5 protein-coding genes are annotated in these 6,855 nt (G+C 60.4%); 3 read left to right on the top strand and 2 right to left on the bottom strand.

The genetic code is table 11. The annotated features are described in order from the left end of the window. Positions 1-712 (top strand): transketolase C-terminal domain-containing protein (locus EOA85_RS23225; RefSeq protein WP_281033774.1); only part of this gene is annotated, 712 nt, incomplete at its 5' end. A gap of 607 nt (positions 713-1,319) precedes the next feature. Beyond that, positions 1,320-2,918, top strand: coding sequence for an ABC transporter substrate-binding protein (locus tag EOA85_RS23230; protein WP_127211321.1), 1,599 nt, complete (start codon positions 1,320-1,322; stop codon positions 2,916-2,918). A gap of 139 nt (positions 2,919-3,057) precedes the next feature. Here the strand turns inward: EOA85_RS23230 and EOA85_RS23235 are convergent, their stop codons facing one another. Beyond that, a complete protein-coding gene (locus EOA85_RS23235; RefSeq protein WP_127211322.1) occupies positions 3,058-5,247 on the bottom strand; it encodes an adenylate/guanylate cyclase domain-containing protein in 2,190 nt (729 codons plus the stop codon). 245 nt (positions 5,248-5,492) lie between these two features. Then, positions 5,493-5,894 (bottom strand): GFA family protein, encoded by a 402-nt coding sequence (locus EOA85_RS23240; RefSeq protein WP_127211323.1) that lies wholly within the window; start codon positions 5,892-5,894, stop codon positions 5,493-5,495. 165 nt (positions 5,895-6,059) lie between these two features. Between EOA85_RS23240 and EOA85_RS23245 the strand changes: the two genes are divergently transcribed. Further along, complete coding sequence (locus EOA85_RS23245; protein ID WP_127211324.1) at positions 6,060-6,854, top strand: TlyA family RNA methyltransferase; 795 nt, start codon at positions 6,060-6,062, stop codon at positions 6,852-6,854. Position 6,855: the final 1 nt, after the last annotated feature.

Below are 6,855 nucleotides of genomic sequence, written 5' to 3' on the forward strand. Positions count from 1 at the left end.
CGACCAGGTCGTTCATGACGTCGCGATCCAAAAACTGCCGGTGCGCTTTCCGATCGATCGCGCCGGCTTCGTCGGTGCCGATGGGGCGACCCATTGCGGCGCCTTCGATACGATTTTTTTGGCGACGCTGCCCGGTTTCGTCGTCATGGCCGCGGCGGACGAGGCGGAACTGCGCCACATGGTGCGCACGGCGGCAAGCTACGATGAAGGCCCCATTGCCTTCCGCTACCCGCGCGGCAACGGTGTCGGCGTCGACCTGCCGGAGCGTGGCTCGGTTCTCGAAATCGGCAAGGGCCGTATCGTCAGGGAGGGCACCAAGGTTGCGCTGCTTTCCTTCGGCACGCGGTTGCAGGATTGCCTGGCTGCGGCCGAGGAGCTCGGCGCGGCAGGGCTTTCCACCACGGTCGCCGATGCTCGTTTCGCCAAGCCGCTCGACGAGGATCTGATCCGGCGGCTGGCGCGCTCGCACGAAGTGCTGGTGACAGTGGAAGAGGGCGCGGTCGGCGGCTTCGCCAGCCACGTGCTGCAATTCCTGGCCCATGAAGGGCTGCTGGAAAACGGCCTGAAGGTACGCCCGCTTGTGTTGCCGGACGCATTCATAGATCACGCCAAGCCTGAAAAGATGTACGCCGACGCCGGGCTGGACGCCGCAGGCATCGTGCGCACCGTCTTCGTGGCGCTAGGACGCACCGCCAGCGCGCAAAGCGCCTGAATCAAAGTCTCAACGGCTTGAATCAGCTTCCCGACGCGCGGCCGTAACTGACTATTTGTGTTGTTATTTGGCATTCGCCTAGGGTGTCTCTGGTCTCGCGGCCAATCTTCTCAGAAGCAGAGTAAAATCCTGACGATTGCTACCGTGTGTGAAGGGCAGAAATGGGTGGTTTCGTGCCGTTCGATTGTCGACTGGAAATGAGCAACCAGCGCCACTTCCGGACATTTGCGAAAGCGATTCCAGGGCAGATTTGGAAGAGCGGACATTCGACATCCTCATATCAATTCATCAGCTTCGGCTCCGGGAATACCCATGTGCGATCTAAAATTTGCGTGCGCGGGTGATAGAGGCGGACCCAGCAACTCCAGCCTGGTGTAATCGAAATACAGTTGGCAATCTTTCCGTCGCAGCCAACGAACTGGATATCGACCGATCCATCCGCCCCGGGCGAGGCCCCAGTCCGCGCGGGAGCAAGCGGGAGGACACGAGTCCGACCGTGCGCTGCCGGAGGTCCTCGTTAGCTCGGGAATGCCTGTTGTGCTATCGTCCTAAAGTCTCTCGGGCCGCCGAGGGTCTCGCATGATCTTCCGTTCGAGGGAGAGCATCTGTGACGGAATTTGAAACGAAACTGAAGTTGGCCGCCAAGCTTGCCGCGAAAGGCAGGGTTTCGCGTCGCGACTTTGTTCAGCTGGCCCTCGCCGCCGGCCTTACCGCCACGGCCGCCAATGCGATGTTCGTGCAGACGGTGCGCGCCGAGCCCAAGAAGGGCGGCACCTTGAAGATCGGCATAGGCGATGCCGCCGCCACCGATTCACTGGACCCGGGTAGTACCAACGTCAACCGGTTCACCGGCACCGCGCTATTCGGAACCTTGTCGAATGGCCTAACCGAGATCGATTCCAAGGGCAATGTGGTCCCCGACCTCGCCGAGAGTTTTGAGCCGTCAGACGGCGCCAAGAAGTGGGTGTCCAAACTGAGGAAGGGAGCCACCTTTCACAATGGCAAGACGGTTACCGCCGACGATGTCGTGGCCTCGGTCAGGCATCACAACGTCGAGGGCACGAAATCGGTGATGAAATCGCTCTTGGCTTCGGTCAAGAATGTCGTCGCCGACGGTGCCGAGACGGTGGTGTTCGAACTGGACGGCGGCAATGCCGACTTCCCCTACATCATGTCGGACATCCCGGTCATGCCGGCGAAAGAGGGCGGCGTCGACTGGGAGTCGGGCATCCGCACCGGCCCCTACATGCTCGAGACATTCGAGCCCGGCGTCATCGCCACCTTCAACAAGAACCCGAACTACTTCAAATCCGACAAGGGCTGGTTCGACCGTGTCGAATGCCTGGCGATCAATGATGTAACGGCGCGCACCAACGCGCTATACACCGGCGAGGTCCACTACATGGATCGCTGCCATCTGAAGACGCTCGACATTCTGAAGCAGAACCCCGATCTCGTGATCTCGGAGACGACGGGCTACGGCCACTACGTCTATGTCATGAACGTCCAGAAGGCGCCCTTCGACAATCCCGATGTGCGGAATGCGATCAAGTACTCGCTCAATCGCGACGAGATCGTGCAGAAAGTGTTCCTTGGCCACGGGGCAGTCGGCAACGACAATCCGATCGCACCGACCGTCAAGTTCGCGATCGATCCGCAGCCGAAGCATGTCTACGACACCGACATGGTCAAGAGCCTCCTCAAGAAGGCGGGGGCCGAGAACACCCAGTTCGACCTGTCGGTCGCGGATGCCGGGTTCACGGGTGCGACCGACTCGGCTCTCCTGTGGCAGGAGCATGCCCGGGCGGCCGGGCTCAACCTGAATGTGATCAGGGAGCCCAATGAAGGCTACTGGGACAATGTCTGGCTCAAGAAGCCGTTCTACGCCTCTTACTGGGCCGGCCGGCCGACGTGCGACTGGATGTTCACCACCGCCTATGCGGCGGAAGCGGTGTGGAACGAAACGTTCTGGAAAAATCCGCGCTTTAATGAGCTGCTCGTCGCCGCCCGCTCGGAGACCGACGATACCAAGCGTGCCGGCATGTATGCCGAAATGCAGCAATTGCTGCATGACGACGGCGGGCTGGTGAACCTGGTCTTCAACTCCTATGTCGATGCCCACACCACGGCTCTCGCCCATGGCGAGGTGGCCTCGAACTGGCCGATGGACGGGCAGAAGATCGCCGAACGCTGGTGGTTCGCCTAGGCCGCGTACTCATAAACTGGGATGGCGGACCGGACGCGTTTGATGTCTCCTTGTCCCCCAACAGCGGCTTCGGAGCGGACATCGCAGCAGGTCGGAGTTGGGCCACAAGCGGAAATCCGTGGCGCGCGTCCAGGGTCCATCAATTGCCTCTGATCTTGGACAACGCGTCCTTTGCGTAAATGCCAACCAGAGCTTCATTCTGGAGTGCCACGAGCGCAGGTATCGCAGCTTGTGCCGGAGGCCCGATCTTGCCCAGCGCCTCGATGGCCTCCCGGCGGAGATACTCAATCTTGAGCGCTTCAACCAAAGCCGGAACGGCTTGTAATGCCGCTGGTCCAAACCAGCCCAGTCGCTTTGCTGCATACTGCTGGGAAAAGGGATTGCCGGTCTCAAGCTCCGCTTCCAGGCTCGTCACGGTGACGTCCAGCGGCAGCGCAGCGATACGGACACCGTCGTTCAGGCGCTCCCGGACGCTTGCGTGTTCATAATCCCATTTGAACGAGAGGTGTAAGGTGTCGGGAAGGTTTTCGAGCCCTTTCTGGTCTAAACCCGGTCGGAACTTCAGGAGTATTTGTCTCGCTTCTTCCCGGCGACCGAGCTGCGCCAGCACGGAACTGAAAGGTAGAAAGAGCGCAGTTGCGTCTGGGTTTCGCCTGACGCCTTCTCCGAACACGTCAGCCGCTTGTTTCAGATCGCCCATTGCAAAAAGCGCCAATCCACGCGCGAGAACGTAGTGGCTTGGATAGTTCGGGTTGAGCCGCATGGCGGTCGCGACGAAATTCAGCGCCTCTGCAGGTTCGCCTGAGATCGTCAGCGCCCAAGCCGTTGCGATATGTGCCTCGGGGTCGTTGGGGTCCAATGCAATCGCTCGACCGGCATTCCTGCGTGCGTCTTCGGCCAGGCCTTGAAAAACGTCCCGCAATGCCTCGACTGTATAAGACAGTGACGTTGGATATTTCTTGGCCAGCTCTGCGTAATCGTGAGCTCCCCACCAGAAATATGGTTCGTCCCTACCGAGTTCTTTACCCCAGAGTGACTCAACGACGCGGAAGTAGGCCAGCGCCAGGGCGGCATAAGCGCGCCCATATTCGGGATCAAATTCGGTTGCTTTTTTCAAGGAAGTAATGGCGGCAGCTGTGTCCTTTGCGGTGTAACGGAGATAAAGGCTCCAACCCTCTTCGAAAGCTTCCTTGGCTGCAATATTGTCCGGCTTGGCGCGGGCGATTTCGGTTTTTTCGGTGGTGGTGAGATTGACCTTCAACGCTTCGACGATCTTTGCGACAAAAACGTCCTGAACCGCAAAAATATCAGCGACGTTTCCATCGAACCTGTCCGCCCACACATGCCCGGCGGTGAGGGCATCGATGAGCTGGGCGTTGACGCGCACCTGCTCGCCGGCTCGCCGTACGCTGCCCTCGAGAACGTAACGCACGCCAAGTTCTTCTGCGACCTGACTGATTTTCACCGGCTTGCCGCGGTAAGCGAATGTCGAGTTTCGCGCGATTATGAAGAGGCCGGAAACCTTTGAAAGGTCGGTGATCAAGTCATCGGTCATGCCATCAGTAAAGGTCTCTTGCCCCGCCTCGTCGGACATATTGGTGAACGGCAACACAGCGATGGATGGCTTGTCAGGCAGCGGGAGCACCATTCGTGCCTTCGAGGCCACCTCGACCGGCGATCCTGAACCGCCCCCGACGACCTTCCAAAGTGCTACACCTCCGGCGATCAGGATCAGCGCCGTCGCCGCGACTGTCAGCCGGCGCCATTCGATATGACGTTTGCGTTTTGCTGGAACTGCTCCGGACGCGGCGCGTGTCCGCGGGCTCACCCGATACAGGCGAACAGGTTTTTCGATATTCTTGAGTTGTTGTTCACCCAAAAACTCGAACTCAACATCCAGCTTTCTCTCGACCTGATCGAATGCCGTTCCAGAAATCAGGACGCCCCCGGGTTCGGCCAATCCTTCCAGTCTCCCCGCGACATTCACGCCGTCGCCATAGATGTCCTGCCCCTCGACAATCACATCGCCAAGGTTTACGCCAATGCGGAATTCGAGCTGTCTTTCCTTCGGCAGTTCGGCGTTGCACTCCGCCATAGTCCGCTGGATTTCAACGGCGCAACCGACCGCGTCGACCACGCTGGAGAATTCTAACAGCGCGCCGTCGCCCATGAGCTTCACGATGCGCCCCTTATGAGCGGCGATCTTCGGATCGATCAGGTTCTCGCGGGTACTCTTCAGGCGCGCGAGGGTATCCGCCTCATCGGCTTCCATAAGGCGGCTGTAGCCAACGATGTCGGCGGCAAGTATCGCCGCAAGCCTGCGCTCCATGGAGGTTTCCGGCGCTGGGCAACTGTTTCCATGATAATAGAGTATCGCTTCGGAGCCTAGACCTGCTCTGGTCGGCTTTGGGTCAGGGAACGCTGGTTGGGGTGAGCGTCGGCCATGGGGCAGCGAAATGGGCTGATGAAGGTGAGCTCAGGGTCATGGGCGTGAATTCGGCCCGGTCGCGAACGAACCACCGCCAAGGGGTCATCTTCTGCCTTCCGCACCGGTACTAGTGTCAGATTTTTCCACTAGAACCACATATCGCGCACGCAGCGACCATCGCGCGGCAGGTCCTCGAACTTGTGGAGACCATCGAAATGGTCGATTGGGAGGTGGGCGATGGCGTCAGGCGGCGCAAGCCTCACATTGACGGCGATTCGAGTGCGACCGGCGGCACTGGAGCGCAAACTACGCCAGGCCAGAACGCAGGCGCATCTCGGACAGAACAGGATCTCGAGCGAGGGGGCATCTTTTCCGGCGCGCGTATAAGACCTTGTCGATCCCGCAACGCGAATGCGTTTGTCCACATAATCGTAAGCCCACAGTGCGCCATAGCGGCGGCACAGCGTGCAATTGCAGGCTGTGATCGAGCCGGGATCGCCCTCCAACGTCCAGTGGGCCGCGCCACAATGGCAGGTTCCGGTCAGCATCCGTCCTCCTTCACGTTCTGGCAGCAAAACGGCATATCGTTCCCAACATTGTGCCGGACCTGGTGCGATATTCAACAAGTTGTGGCGCGGCCTGCTTTCCCCCAAGATGTTCGTTGTCCTTCCCAATATCCTTGCCTTCGTGACGGGCTTTCGCCATGAAGGCCGATGAACTCCCCTTTGCCAGCCAGCCGACGCCAGCGGCTCGACGAACTTCTCGTCGCGCGCGGCCTGTTTCCCAGCCGCTCTCGCGCCCGCGACGCGATCGAGCGCGGTACGGTGACGGCCGATGGCGTCATCGCCCGCAAGCCCGGCCAGACCGTCCTGGCTGATTGCCTCATAGCCGTCGATGATCCGGCGCTGGGTTACGTGTCGCGTGCTGCGCTGAAGTTGATCGCCGGGCTCGATCATTTCGGTCTCGATCCCGCCGGCAGCGAAGCGCTGGACGTCGGCGCCTCGACCGGAGGCTTCACGCAGGTCTTGCTTGAACGCGGCGCGGCACATGTCACGGCTATCGATGTCGGGCATGGCCAGATACATCCGGATATCGCTGGCGATCCGCGTGTGACGGTGATCGAGGGATTGAACGCCCGTGATCTTTCCGCCGCCGATCTTGCCGATCGCATTCCGGATTTTATCGTCTCCGATGTCAGCTTCATCTCGTTGAAACTGGCACTGCCGCCGGCGCTCGCCATCGCCAGGAGCGGCGCCAGAGCAATATTTCTGGTCAAGCCGCAATTCGAGGCGGGCCGCGAGGCGATCGGCAAGGGCGGCTTGCTGAAGGACCCATACGATGCGGCGCGGGTTGCCGGCCTGCTGCAGGACTGGCTCGACGGCGTTCCCGGTTGGCGCTCGCTGGGATTGCATCTGTCGCCTATCGAAGGCGGCTACTACAACCGCGCCTTCCTGCTCGCCGGGCTCTTTGATGCCGGAGTGAAGAACAGCGGGATCGGCGGCCGATGAA

Source organism: Mesorhizobium sp. M5C.F.Ca.IN.020.29.1.1, from assembly GCF_003997375.1.
GTDB lineage: Bacteria > Pseudomonadota > Alphaproteobacteria > Rhizobiales > Rhizobiaceae > Mesorhizobium > Mesorhizobium wenxiniae.

Bases quoted from the DNA above. Each gene is read 5' to 3' on its own strand.
- EOA85_RS23240 (WP_127211323.1), bottom strand. From the start codon at position 5,894: ATGCTGACCGGAACCTGCCATTGTGGCGCGGCCCACTGGACGTTGGAG.
- EOA85_RS23245 (WP_127211324.1), top strand. From the start codon at position 6,060: ATGAACTCCCCTTTGCCAGCCAGCCGACGCCAGCGGCTCGACGAACTT.
- EOA85_RS23235 (WP_127211322.1), bottom strand. From the start codon at position 5,247: ATGGAGCGCAGGCTTGCGGCGATACTTGCCGCCGACATCGTTGGCTAC.